The following is a 12,222-nucleotide window of genomic DNA, read 5'->3' as shown; positions in this document are numbered from 1 at the left end:
GAAGGTCAACGTAAACGTCGTTCACCCATCACGGTCAGCGGACCTCGCAGGCCAGGCGCACCAGGGCCAGGGCCGACACCCCGCCGACGCCCTCCTCGTCCTCGATTTCCAGCGAGACCAGCGGCGTCTTGCCCAGCCCCGCCAGGAGGCGGGCATGGCCGGGGCCGCCGACGTGGGCGGCCACGGCGTGGGCGATCAGGTCGGGGTCGATCGCATACAGCACGGCCGCGGCGGCGGTCGCCGCGTATCCGTCCAGCAGGACGGGGATCTTCTGGACCCGGGCGGCGATGATCGCACCGGCCACGGCCGCCGTTTCGCGGCCGCCCAGCTGGCGCAGCACTTCCAGCGGATCGGAGAGATCGCTCTCGCCGCGCGCGCGCTCCACGGCCGCGACGACGTCGGCGGCGACTTCACCGGCCGCCCAGTCGACGGCCTCGCCGCCGAACAGCGCCAGGGCGATGGCGGCCGCGTCACGATGGGCTTCGGCGGCGATGACGCCGGGAATCAGCAGGTCGGGCTGCTTGGCCAGGGCCTCCATGCCGAAGGCCATGGTGGCGGCGCATTCCTTCTCGCTCATCGAGGCCTTCTGGCGCGCGTCGGGCGTCGGACGGTCGATGGCCAGGTCGAAGGCTTCGAGGCCCGCGCCCTGCGAGCCGGCCATGCGGCTGACCGTGGCGCCGCCGGCGGCGATGGTCTCCAGGCGATCACGGGCGTAGCCGCGCGGGCCGATGCCCTGACGGGCGCCGGCGTACAGCGCCACGACCGGCCGGTTGACCGAAGGCGGCGTGCGACCGGTCCAGGCTGTGAGCCAGGCCGAGATTTCGGCAAGGCGGCCGCCGTCGGCCGGCGGTACGAAAACGCCCGGCGCCGGAAGATCGGCGGCCAGGCGGCGGATGTCGGCGAAGGGCGAGGCGGCGGCGGAAGCGTTCATGGCCGCCGACTTAAGCCAGTCCGCGCCCGATGCAAGCGCATAGGGCGCGGAACATGGCTCAAGAGGCTATGGATCAGCTGGCGGCCAGATCCTTGCAGGCCCCGTCGCGCTCTTGGATCAGGCTCGCCTTGGCGGCTTCGTCCGCCTTGGAGGCGGCGCGCTTGGCGTCGGAGCGCGCGTTGTCGGCGCGGTCCGAGGTGAAGACGTGGCGGCCCGGGCGCTGGTCCTTGATGAACTGCTTCAGGGCGGCCGGGTCGGCTTCGCCGAGGGCCTTGGCCTCGGTCAGGCCCAGGCAGCGGTTGGCCTGGATGAACTGGGCGTCGGTGACGCGCTCGGCGGCCAGGGCCGGAGCGGCGACCGCGGCGATCGAAGCGGCGGCGAACAGAATGGTGGCGATACGCATGGTTGGTCCCTCTTGATTGAAATCTGGGCGCAGAGCCGCATCGCGCCTGGCGACTTGCGCCCGACGCCGCGGATGGCGACATTCGGTCATGGCTTCAGAAAACCGCCCGCCCCGCCCCATCGTCACGCCCTGCGTCAAGGTGTGCGCCGTGGATGGTGCGTCCGGCTTCTGCCTAGGTTGCCGGCGGACCCTGCAGGAGATCGCCGGCTGGTCGCGCTACAGCGACGAGGAGCGGGCTGAAATCATGGCCGCTCTGCCCCATCGCCCCGATCCGATGGAAAGCCTGATGGCCGCCCAGTCGGGTGCGCGTAACTGATTGGTCTTCAGGTTCTCGAGAGCATTTGCTGGCTTTGCATCTAAGTTCTCCCCGAAGCGTCTGCCTGACGAAGATGAAGATGACGACCCCAGCCTGATCTTTGAAGTTAAATCCAGTCCATGAACTTTATTACATGTCGCCCCACCAACGTTACACCGAGTTAATTGGCAAAAAGCGCAGCAGTTTGTTAACCAAGTAAATTCGCACCCCCATTCACCGCTTGCAAACGTCTTTCCGGCTAATGTCCCGGACAAGGGTCGTAGAAACGACCGAAAAGCCTGCAAGGCGGGGTGTCTTCGATGTTCAAGTTCACGGCGATCGCGATTGTCGGTGCGCTGTCGGCGGTGGGCGCGGCAAAGGCCGTGACCTCGCTGGACAGCACGTTCCGCCAATCGCCCCAGACCATGCCCGCCACTGCGGCCGCCGCGACGCTCGGTGACGCCGGCGCCGCGCAACTGACCAAGGGTCCCGACGGCCATTTCTGGGCCGAGGCCAAGGTCGACGGCCGCGCCGTTCGCTTCCTCGTCGACACCGGCGCCACCGCCGTCTCGCTCAGCAAGGCCGACGCCCAGCGCCTGGGCATCGACGTGACCAAGCTGAACTACGAGTACGACGTCGTCACCGCAGACGGCCGCACCCGCGCCGCCTCGGTGAAGCTCGGCAGCGTGGCGATCGCCGGCGCCAAGGTCGCCAATGTCGACGCCCTGGTCATCGAGAGCGGCCTGGAGACCTCGCTGCTGGGCATGAGCTATCTGGGCCGACTGTCGCGCTTCGAGGCCACCCCGCGGTCGCTGATCCTGCACCCCTGAGATCGGCTGGGCGCATGATCGCCCGGAATTCTTGCACGATCCTGCGAGACAAGGCGCGTGCGCATGGGCGCCGGCGCCGGTTTGCGCTAACCTGGGGTCATGCTCATCACTTCAGCGCCAGCTCAGGCTGGCTGCCCTCGCCATCCCGCTCTGGCCGAGGCGATTGAACGATCCGTCGCGACCGACGGCGTTCACCCGACCGCGATCGGCGGCATGTGGCTGGCCCGGATGTCGGAGCCGAGCCCGCCGGTCCATGGCGTGCACGAGGCCGCCGTCTGCATCATCGCCCAGGGCCGCAAGCAGGTGATGCTGGGCGAGGAGGTCTATGTCTACGACCACGCCCGGTTCCTCGTGGTGTCGGTGGACGTGCCCGTCGTCGGCCAGGTGATCGAGGCCAGCGCCGACGCCCCCTACCTTTGCGTGCGGCTCGACATCGATCCGCGCCGACTGAACGAACTGATCCTCGAGATCGACCCAGGCCCGGTCCGCAACGCGCCCGCGCCCAGCCTGGCCCTCAGCGCGACCACGCCCGAACTGTTCGACGCCGTCGTGCGCCTGGTGCGGCTGCTGGAGACGCCGGGCGACATCCCCGTGCTGGCGCCGCTGATCCAGCGCGAGATCCTCTATCGGCTGCTGCGCACCGACCAGGGGCCGCGCCTGCGCCAGATCGCCGCCTGTGAAAGCCGCCTGGGACAGGTCTCGCGCGCCATTCACTGGCTGAAGATCAACTACCAGCGTCCGTTCCGCATGGAGACCCTGGCGGCCGAGGCGCGGATGAGCCCGTCGGCGCTGCACCAGCACTTCAAGGCGATCACGGCGATGAGCCCGCTGCAGTATCAGAAGCAGCTGCGTCTGCAGGAGGCGCGCCGGCTGATCCTGGCCCAGGGCCTGGACGCCGCGACGGCCGGCCACAACGTCGGCTACGACAGCCCCTCGCAGTTCAGCCGCGAATACAGCCGGCTGTTCGGGGCCCCGCCGCTGCGTGACGCCACGCGGCTGCGCACCCGGCCCGAGCTCGTCAGGACTGCGTGACCGCGCCTTCCGGCGCGACGCCGGCGGCGGCGTCGTAGGCCGCTTGATCGAGGATGCCCTCCTGCTTGGCCACCAGCGTCGGCACCAGGGCCTGGCCGGCGACGTTCACGGCCGTGCGGCCCATGTCGAGGATCGGGTCGATGGCCAGCAGCAGGCCAGCGCCCTCGAGCGGCAGGCCCAGGGTCGACAGGGTCAGGGTCAGCATCACCGTGGCGCCGGTCAGCCCGGCCGTGGCGGCCGAGCCCAGCACCGAGACGGCGACGATCAGCGCGTAGTCGGTCAGGCCCAGCGGCAGGTGGTAGAACTGGGCGATGAAGATCGCCGACAAGGCCGGGTAGATGGCCGCGCAGCCGTCCATCTTGGTGGTCGCCCCTAGCGGCACGGCGAAGGCGGCATAGGCGCGCGGAACGCCCAGGCCCGCCTCGGTGACGGTCTCGGTCACCGGCAGGGTGCCGATCGACGAGCGCGACACGAAGGCCAGCTGGATGGCCGGCCAGGCGCTGGCGAAGAACTTCAGCGGGTTCAGGCCGTGGCCCGTCAGCAGGATCGGGTAGACGACGAACAGCACCAGCGCCAGGCCCAGATAGATCGCGCCGGTGAAGGCGCCCAGCTGGCCCAGCGTGGTCCAGCCGTACTGCGCCACGGCGTTGCCCAGCAGGCCGACCGTGCCGATCGGCGTCAGGCGGATCACCCAGCTCAGCACCTTGCGCACCACGGCCAGGGCCGAGGCGTTGAAGGCCAGGAAACCCTCGCCCGCCGGACCGACGCGCAGGGCGGCGATACCGGCCGCCAGGGCGATAACCAGGATCTGCAGCACGTTGAACGACAGCGAGGTGCTGGCGCCAGCCTCGCCGACCTTGGTCGAGGCGTTGAGGCCAAGGATGTTGGATGGCACCAGGCCCGTCAGGAAGTCGAGCCACGAGCCGTTGGTGCGCGGCGCCGCGGCGGCCGCCGCGTCGAGGGCGGCATGGGCGCCCGGCTGCAGGGTGACGCCCAGGGTGATGCCGATGGCCACGGCGATCAGCGCGGTGATCGCGAACCACAGCAGGGTCTTCCAGACCAGCCGCGCGGCGTTCTGCAGTTCGCGCAGGTTGGCGATGCTGGCGACGATGGCGGTGAAGACCAGCGGCGGCACCAGCACGCGCAGCAGCTGGATGAAGATCGAGCCGATCTGGTGCAGGGTTTCGGCCAGGGCATGGCCGGCCTGCCCCTCCTCGACGCCCAGGCGGCGGGCCAGCAGGCCCAGGGCGAGGCCGACGACCATGCCGACCAGAACCTGGACGCCGAAGCCGCTGATGAAGCGGCTGGAAGGGGCTGTCGCCTGGGCCATGGGTCGTTCCTGCTCACATTCGGCGGTGATCAGTCGCCGTTCAACTCACGAAACACGCAAAGCCCGGCGACGACACGCGCCACCAAGCTTCGAAACTGGAAATTCCTGCTCGCGCATATGAGGGCGGCGGTCGAACCAGTTTTTGTGCGATCCGGCGCCAGCCAAACTGAAAGCTCCACTACTCCAGTCGGAATTAGGGGCGGCGGCGTGTCACATGGTAAACGCGCCGGGGGCTCCCTAGGGTGGCCTCACCCCCTGCCCCATCTCGACTTTCCGGAGCCGCCATGAGTCTCTCCTTCCTGTTCGGCGCGATCATCGGGTCCGGCCTGTTCATCCTGCTCGGTCGCGGCCCGGTGGAAAAGCTGCTGGCGGTGATCCAGGAGCGCGTCGGCAAGCACTGAGAAGTTCCAAGCGACGCCGGCTGCTATTCGCCGCCGATACACGCGATCGTGTCGGAACGAAGTCTTGCGAAGCGCCTTTCTTCTGCATCGGACGCGCCAAGGCGCGCCAGGAAATGTTCAGGAGGCGCTCATGTCCATTCTCGCCTGGATCGTTCTGGGTCTCGTGGCAGGCTTCATCGCCAGCAAGCTCGTTAGCCGCACCGGCGGCAGCCTGCTCGTCGATCTGGTGCTCGGCATCGTCGGCGCTCTGGTCGGCGGTTTCGTGTTCAACCAGTTCGGCGCCTCGGGCGTATCGGGCTTCAACCTCTACAGCCTGCTGGTGGCCACGGTCGGCGCGGTGGTCGTGCTGGCCATCTATCACCTGCTGGCCGGCCGTCGCGCATTGTAGCGATACGCCGATCCCGAACAGGAACAACGCCTTCGGCCTCCGGGCCGGAGGCGTTTTCTTTTGTGGCGGCTAGCGGAATGTCCACCGGTGTCATACTCCTGGCGAAAACAGGTCGGGAGGACTACGCATGGCTCACTACAGTCTGGTCGGGCGATTGGCCCTGGCCGCCACGGCCCTGACAGCCCTGGTCGGCGCAGCGCCGCTGCGGCTGACGGTGGCGTCCCAGGGCAAGGCCGATCACCACTCCCTTCAAGCCGCCATCGACGCCCTGCCCGACACCGGCGGCGAGATCGCCATCGCGCCGGGAACCTACCGCGAGAAGCTGTCCATTCCCCGCAACGGCGTGCGGCTGGTCGGCAAGGGCAAGCGGCCGCAGGACGTGGTGCTGGTCTATGGCGACGCCTCGGCCACGGTCGGCGGCACGCTGAAATCCTCGTCGGTGACGGTGTCGGGCGATGATTTCCTGGCCCGCAACCTGACCATCCAGAATGACTATCACCTCAACAACAGCCAGCCCTCGCAGGCCGTGGCCCTGGCGCTGATGGGCGACCGGGCCCAGCTCTACAAGGTGCGCCTGCTGGGCGCTCAGGACACGCTCTACGCCGCCAGCCGCAAGGGCAAGCCGCCGAGCCGGCAATACTTCCGCGACTGCTACATCGAGGGCCACGTCGACTTCATCTTCGGCGACAGCAAGGCCGTCTTCGACCGCTGCACCATCCACGGCGTCGCCAACGCCACGGTGATGATCACCGCCCAGAGCAAGAACGCGCCCGAGCAGGACAGCGGCTACGTCTTCGACCGCTGCACGATCACCGCCGACCCAAAGGTGGGCGAGCTGTGGCTGGGCCGCGCCTGGCGGCCCTACGCCACGGTGGTCTTCCTCAGGACCAGGATCGACGCCGACCTCCAGCCCAAGGGCTGGCGGGAATGGACGCCGGGCAAGACCGACACCTTCAAGACCGCCTACTACGCCGAGTACGCCTCGACCGGGCGCGGGGCCGATCCGGCGGCCCGCGAGCCCAGCGCCCACGCCCTGGACGCGAAAACGGCGGAGCGCTGGGCGCCCCGCCGCTTTCTTTCTGGGCCGGACGGTTGGACGCCCGGCCGGTTCTAGAGCCGGCTATTCCGCCGGAGCCGTCGCCAGCTCGTCCTGGACGAACAATGCCGGCGCCGGCTTGCGGGCCGACCAGCCGAAGACGGCGATGACCAGGTAGCAGACGGCCGGCAGCAGGAAGGCCAGGCCCAGGCCGTAGTGGTCGCCCAGCCAGCCGGTGGCCGGCGGGATCAGCGCGCCGCCGACGATGGCCATGCACAGCAGGCCCGAAGCCTGCGGCGTGCGGTGGCCCATCCCCTCGATGCCGAGGGTGAAGATGGTCGGGAACATGATCGAGTTGAAGAAGCCGATGGCGATCAGGGCGTAGCCGGCCTGGGGGCCGACGCTGAAGGCCGAGACCAGGATCAGCACGATGGCGGCCAGCGAGGCGACGGTCAGCACCTTGCCGGGCGAGACCTTGGCCAGGATGAAGCTGCCGAAGAAGCGGCCGATGGTGGCGCCGCCCCAGTACCAGGCGACCATGCTGCCGGCCTTGGCCAGCGTCAGGCCCAGGGTGTCGGACTGGGTCAGATAGGTGGTCATGTAGGTGCCGATCGCCACCTCGGCGCCGACATAGACGAAGATGCACAGCACGGCGAAGGCCAGGCGCGGATACTTCAGCATGCCCAGCATCTCGCCGACGCCGACGGCCTTTTCGGCGCGCGGGGCGGCGGGGTTCTTGCGCAGCAGCCAGAACAAAACCGCCAGGGCCAGAAGGACGCCGGCAATGATCAGGTAGGGCGTCTGCACGGCCTGGGCCTGGGTGTGGCGCACGACCGCCAGCTGGGCGGCGGTCAGGGTGGCCGGATCCGGGGCCTTCTCGATGTGGCTGAGGATCAGGGCCGCGCCGACGAACGGCGCCAGGAAGGTGCCGACAGAATTGAGGAACTGGGCGAAGGTCAGGCGGGCCGAGGCGGTCTCGCTCTTGCCCAGGATGGCGACCAGCGGGTTGGCGGCCACCTGCAGGATGGTGATGCCCGAGGCCAGCACGAACAGCGCGGCCAGGAAGCCCTCGTATACGCCGGCGTTGGCGGCCGGGGCGAACATCAGGCAGCCGACCATCATGATCAGCAGGCCGACCACGACGGTGCGCAGATAGCCGACCTTGGCCAGCAGGAAGCTCGCCGGCAGCGAGACGACGGCATAGCCGATGAAGAAGGCGAACTGGGTCAGGCCGGTCTCGAAGTTGCTCAGCGAGAACAGCGATTTCAGCGCCGGGGCCACGAGGTCGACCAGGCAGGTCGAAAAGCCCCAGGCGAAGAAAAGAAGAATCACGAAGGGCAGCAGCGCCTGCCCTTTTCCGCTCGCGCCGCCGCTTGCCGGCGCCGAGCCGCCCATGCCTGCCATCTCTGTTTCACTCCCCTGTCCGTCTTTCGCGGGACGGCGTAGTCACCCCGAACGTGACAACGTTGTCAACCTTCAAGCCCGTTCCCTCCCCATTGAGACCGGTATCAGCGGGAAGCTCTCCCTGTGGGGGAGTGATCACGTGAGCGATCGGCGGGGGTTAGCGCAGGCGCATCATTTTCCCGAAGGGCCGGAGGCGCGATCCTTCTCCCTGGAGGGAGAAGGTGGCCTGCGAAGCAGGTCGGATGAGGGGTTGGGGACCGTCGACGGCGTGCCGGCACGCCGGCTGGCGGCGTAACCCCTCACCCTCCCAGGCTGTCGCCTGGGCCCCTCCCTCTCCCTTCAGGGAGAGGGTTTGGGGGTGATCGGCCGGCGCCTAGGAAGCTGAGCCCCCTTCGGCCCTCCGGGCCACCTCCCCCAGAGGAGGAGGATCTTGGGAACTCAAGCCGCGATCCGGCTCGGGGCGACAACGCGGCTCAGGACCGAGGCGGCGGCCGAGAGGCCGGTGCGGATGGACTGGTCCTCGGCGCTGTCGCCGTGGGCGCCGGCGCGGCCGGCCAGGTGCAGGCCGGCGAAGTGCAGGCGCAGGTCCAGGCCGATCATCTTCAGGTGCTCGTCGCAGGCCTCGTCGTGGATCGGGTGGACCTTGCGCTGGCGCACCACCTGGGCGTCGCGGACAGAGCCGGCGGCGACGAGGCCGAGGCGCCGGGCCTCGGCCGAGGCCTGGGCGATCAGGGTCTCGTCGTCGGCGGTCCAGAGAGCGTCGCCCTCGAAGCAATAGTAGTCGAGCGCCAGGGCCTCGCCCTCCAACGCCCGGGCGCGGGCGGCCTTGATCGAGGCGCCGTGGATCTCGGCCAGGGCGGGCGTACGACGACGGCCGGGCGCGGCGGTGAAGGCGACCGTCACCTGGTCGCGGTACATCAGCTCGCAGGCGTGGAAGAGGCTGATCGGCGTGGGGGTCAGGGCGCCCATCAGCTCGCGCAGGGGCATGGTCGAGATCACCTGGTCGGCGGTGAAGATCTCCTCGCCGCCGTCGGGGGCCTTGGTGGACACCGTCCAGACCCCGGTGCTCCAGTCGCGCCGCAGGCCGTCGACCTGGCGTTCCAGGCGGATCTCGCCGCCGGCCTGGGCGATAGCCTCGGCGCAGGCCTTCCAGAGCTGGCCCGTGCCCTGGCGAGGCCGCATCCCGGCCTCGGACCGGAAGCTGGGGCAGGCCGGCTGGGCCGGGGTTTCCTCGGGACGCAGGGCCCAGAGCTTCTCGGCATAGGCGCTGAGGCGCCGGGCGACGCGGCGGCCGAAGCGCCGGGTCAGCCATTCGCCCAGGGTCTTGGAACTGGCGATAGGGCGCAGCTTGGCGCTGATCAGGGCGCCCAGCGCCGCGCCGGGCTGGCCGCGACGCGCGCGCCCCTCGCCTTCCAGGCGCATGGCGCCGGGGGCGATTTCCAGCTCGTCGGGCAACAGCGCCGTCCAGAACGCGCGGATGGCCGGATCGGCCGAGGACAGCCGGCGCCCCGATACGTCGAGGCGGAAACCGTCGAACGAAAGCGTGCGGGCCGCGCCGCCGACGTAAGCCTGGGCTTCCAGCACCGTCACGGTACGGCCGGCGCGGGCCAGGGCGTGAGCCGCCGACAGCCCGGCGGGCCCGGCCCCGATCACCAGCGTCTCGACGTGTTCGCCCATGTTCCCGCTCCCCGAATTCAGACTTCGAGGATCGGCGTACAAGGTTAAGAACATCGTTCAGATTTGGCGCTCCCAAGGCCGAAGCGCGGCCTTGGGACGCTATGTCGCGGGCTGGTTTCGGCTAGGGTCTGGACTCAATTGCCCGGGAGAGAAAGGCCTTTAAGATCGATACCCCACCGATCGTCATCCCGGAAAGCGCGAAGCGCTTATCCGGGCCCCAGGGGCTGGCGCACTGCCGGTGGCCCCTGGGTCACGGCTCTGCGGCCCGCTACGCGGACCTCCGGCCGGGATGACGACCTTTATAGCCAAGACAATTGAGTACGGACCCTAGGCCAGCTGGTCGCCGACCGGCAGGCTGCGGATGCGTTTGCCCGTCGCCGCGAAGATGGCGTTGCACAGCGCCGCCGGAGCGGGCGGCAAGACCGGCTCGCCCAGGCCCGTGGGGCGGTTGTCGCTGAGCAGGTAGTGCACCTCGATCGGCGGGGTCTCGCTCATCCGCAGCAGCGGGAAGTCGCCGAAATTGCTCTCTACCGCCGCGCCGTTCTCGAAGGTGATCTTCTGGCGCAGCGTGCTGCCGATGGCGTCGAGGATCGAGCCCTGCACCTGGTGGTCGGCGCCGGTGGGGTTGATGATCTGGCGGCCGACGTCGGCGGCGACCCACACCTTGTGGACCTTGACCTCGCCCTTGGCGACCGAGACCTCCATGACCACGGCCACATAGCCCAGATGGCTGAAGTGGCAGGCCACGCCCAGCCCCCTGCCCTTGGGCAGCTTGCGGCCCCAGCCTGATTTCTCGGCCACGAGGTCGAGCACCCCGCGCATGCGCCCGGTGTGGAAGCTGTCGTTCTGGCCTTCCGGTCCGATCAGGCGCGGCTCGCCCAGCAGCTTGCGGCGGAACTCGACGGGATCGGCCTTGGCCGCCAGGGCAACCTCGTCGGTGAACGACTGGATGACGAAGCCGAAGGCGTTGTTGCCCGGCGCCCGCAGCGGTCCGGTGGGAATGCCCAGCGGCATCACCGAGACCTCGTGCTGGTAGTTGGCCACGGCGCCGGCCGGGAACTGGGTGGAGTTCATGCCGCCCGAGCGCACGAAGGTCTCGCCCTCGCCGAAGCTGACGAAGTGGTCGCGCCAGGCGACCAATTCGCCCTTGGCGTCGAGGCCGGCGGTGAAGTTGTGCCAGCCGCCGGGGCGGTAGAAGTCGTGCTGGATGTCGTCCTCGCGGGTCCAGATCAGCTGGACCGGGGCGTCGACCTTGCTGGCGATGAAGGCGGCCTCGACCATGTAGTCGTTGACCAGCCGCCGGCCGAACCCGCCGCCGCAGCGGATCAGGTGGATGGTGACGTTCTCGGGCGGCACGTTCAGGGTCTTGGCCACGAGGGCGCGGCCGGGCTCGGGGTTCTGGGTCGGGGCCCAGATCTCGACCTTGCCGTCCTTGACCCGCGCGGTGCAGTTCTGCGGCTCCAGCGGCGCGTGGGCGATGAAGGGATAGTCGTAAGACGCGCTGACGACCTTGGCCGCGCCCTTCAGGGCGGCGGCGACGTCGCCGTCGGCGCGGGCCACGCGCTGGGGCCCAGCCTTGGCGAACTCGGCGGCCTTGGCCGCCAGCGAGGCGGTGCTCTGGGCGCTGGTCGGATGCTCGGCCCAGGTCGCGTCGAGAGCGTTGCGGCCCCGGCGGGCCGCCCACCAGTTGTCGGCGACCACGGCGACGCCGGGCAACAGGCCGTCCAGCGCCGTCCCGCCCTCGACCACGAAGGCGTCGCGCACGCCCTTGACCGCCTTGGCGGCGGCCAGGTCGGCGCTCGCGACCTTGGCGGCGAAGGTCGGGGCCTTGAGGAAGGTGGCGTAGACCATCCCCGGCAGGCGCACGTCGATGCCGAACAGCGGCTTGCCGGTAACGATGGCGTCGGTGTCGGTCTGGACGTGGCTCTTGCCGATGATGCGGAAGGCCTTGGGATCCTTCAGAACCAGGGCCTTGGGATCGGGCGGGGCGATGGCGGCGGCGGCCTGCGCCAGTTCGCCATAGGCCAGCTTGCGGCCGCTGGCGGCATGGACGACATGGCCCGGCTCGGTGGTCAGTTCGGCGGCCGGAATGTCGAGCTTCGCGGCGGCGGCCTGGATCAGCATCCAGCGACCGGCGGCGCCGACCCGGCGCATCCCGTCCCATTCCAGCGTGGTGGCCATCGAGCCGCCGGCGACCTGGCGGCCATAGACCTTGGTGTCGGCCAGGGCCTGCTCGACGATCACGTCTTCCCAGGCGACGTCGAGCTCCTCGGCGATGATCATCGGCAGGGCCGTGCGCATGCCCTGCCCCACTTCCGGGATCTTGGAGGCGATGGTCGCCTTGCCGTCGGGCGAGACCTTCAGATAGGCGCTCAGCGTGGCCGGACCGGCGGCCAGGGCCTCGCCCTCGAGGTTGAACGACAGCATCAGGCCGCCGCCGGCGGCGGTGGAGGCGGCCAGGAACAGGCGGCGCGAGAGGACGGGCGCGTTCATGG

General features: G+C 69.4%; 11 protein-coding genes and 1 pseudogene. 5 read left to right on the top strand and 7 right to left on the bottom strand.

Annotated elements, in window-relative coordinates; translation table 11 throughout:
• Positions 1-34: 34 nt before the first annotated feature.
• Complete coding sequence (locus V6S85_RS22795; protein ID WP_334350362.1) at positions 35-931, bottom strand: nicotinate-nucleotide--dimethylbenzimidazole phosphoribosyltransferase; 897 nt, start codon at positions 929-931, stop codon at positions 35-37.
• A gap of 73 nt (positions 932-1,004) precedes the next feature.
• Positions 1,005-1,334, bottom strand: coding sequence for a hypothetical protein (locus tag V6S85_RS22790; RefSeq protein WP_116564389.1), 330 nt, complete (start codon positions 1,332-1,334; stop codon positions 1,005-1,007).
• A gap of 88 nt (positions 1,335-1,422) precedes the next feature.
• On the opposite strand from V6S85_RS22790, the gene V6S85_RS22785 reads away from it, so the two are divergent.
• From V6S85_RS22785 to V6S85_RS22775, 3 genes are all read left to right on the top strand, one after another.
• Positions 1,423-1,650, top strand: coding sequence for a DUF1289 domain-containing protein (locus V6S85_RS22785; RefSeq protein WP_334350361.1), 228 nt, complete (start codon positions 1,423-1,425; stop codon positions 1,648-1,650).
• Positions 1,651-1,940: 290 nt separating this feature from the next.
• Positions 1,941-2,459: a TIGR02281 family clan AA aspartic protease gene (locus V6S85_RS22780; RefSeq protein ID WP_334350360.1), complete on the top strand. Its 519-nt coding sequence runs from the start codon at positions 1,941-1,943 to the stop codon at positions 2,457-2,459.
• Between the two features lie 99 nt (positions 2,460-2,558).
• Positions 2,559-3,491: an AraC family transcriptional regulator gene (locus V6S85_RS22775; RefSeq protein ID WP_116564395.1), complete on the top strand. Its 933-nt coding sequence runs from the start codon at positions 2,559-2,561 to the stop codon at positions 3,489-3,491.
• Here the strand turns inward: V6S85_RS22775 and V6S85_RS22770 are convergent.
• Positions 3,478-4,821: a dicarboxylate/amino acid:cation symporter gene (locus V6S85_RS22770; protein ID WP_334350359.1), complete on the bottom strand. Its 1,344-nt coding sequence runs from the start codon at positions 4,819-4,821 to the stop codon at positions 3,478-3,480. The two genes, V6S85_RS22775 and V6S85_RS22770, sit on opposite strands and share 14 nt — an antisense overlap.
• A gap of 531 nt (positions 4,822-5,352) precedes the next feature.
• On the opposite strand from V6S85_RS22770, the gene V6S85_RS22765 reads away from it, so the two are divergent.
• Both V6S85_RS22765 and V6S85_RS22760 read left to right on the top strand, forming a co-directional pair.
• A complete protein-coding gene (locus V6S85_RS22765; RefSeq protein WP_116564399.1) occupies positions 5,353-5,610 on the top strand; it encodes a GlsB/YeaQ/YmgE family stress response membrane protein in 258 nt (85 codons plus the stop codon).
• Positions 5,611-5,737: 127 nt separating this feature from the next.
• Entirely contained in the window at positions 5,738-6,724 is a 987-nt protein-coding gene (locus V6S85_RS22760) for a pectinesterase family protein (protein WP_334350358.1), read from the top strand.
• Positions 6,725-6,730: 6 nt separating this feature from the next.
• On the opposite strand, the gene V6S85_RS22755 is transcribed toward V6S85_RS22760, so the two are convergent.
• The 4 genes and pseudogenes from V6S85_RS22755 to V6S85_RS22745 form a co-directional block, all read right to left on the bottom strand.
• The gene (locus tag V6S85_RS22755; protein WP_243410457.1) at positions 6,731-7,978 is read right to left on the bottom strand and encodes a sugar MFS transporter; all 1,248 of its coding nucleotides are present in this window, start codon (positions 7,976-7,978) and stop codon (positions 6,731-6,733) included.
• Between the two features lie 510 nt (positions 7,979-8,488).
• Positions 8,489-9,727, bottom strand: a complete 1,239-nt coding sequence (locus V6S85_RS22750) for an FAD-dependent oxidoreductase (protein WP_334350357.1) — start codon at positions 9,725-9,727, stop codon at positions 8,489-8,491.
• Positions 9,728-9,936: 209 nt separating this feature from the next.
• Positions 9,937-10,000: pseudogene (locus V6S85_RS26695) on the bottom strand (hypothetical protein); the annotation flags it as partial.
• A 54-nt stretch (positions 10,001-10,054) separates the two neighbouring features.
• Positions 10,055-12,220, bottom strand: coding sequence for a xanthine dehydrogenase family protein molybdopterin-binding subunit (locus V6S85_RS22745; RefSeq protein ID WP_334350356.1), 2,166 nt, complete (start codon positions 12,218-12,220; stop codon positions 10,055-10,057).
• Positions 12,221-12,222: the final 2 nt, after the last annotated feature.

Source organism: Caulobacter sp. CCNWLW153 (genome assembly GCF_036889365.1).
GTDB classification, from domain to species: domain Bacteria; phylum Pseudomonadota; class Alphaproteobacteria; order Caulobacterales; family Caulobacteraceae; genus Caulobacter; species Caulobacter radicis.
Note: the sequence above shows the minus strand (reverse complement) of the source record. Positions and strands in the feature narration are given on the sequence as shown.